Genomic DNA, 232 nt, shown 5'->3' on the forward strand with positions numbered 1-232 from the left:
TACGGTACGGTCAAGGCGCATAGTGATCGATGGCAGGCATTCGTCAAGTGGTGCCGCTCCGAACAGGGGCCCGGTATCAATGATGCGCGGCAGATTGATCGGAAAGTGTTGGGCGATTATGCAGCGTATCTGCGCGATGTGGTTCGGCGCGGTGACCTCGCCGTCAGCACCGCACAAAACAGGCTTTCCAGCGTTAACAGGACCATGGCGGCGCTTCGCGGTGATCAGTATG

General features: G+C 58.6%; 1 pseudogene. It reads left to right on the plus strand.

Annotated features, from left to right (window positions below):
- Positions 1-232, plus strand: a pseudogene (locus GYA94_RS27985) (integrase domain-containing protein); the annotation flags it as partial.

Source organism: Pseudomonas juntendi, from assembly GCF_009932375.1.
Lineage (GTDB): Bacteria > Pseudomonadota > Gammaproteobacteria > Pseudomonadales > Pseudomonadaceae > Aquipseudomonas > Aquipseudomonas juntendi.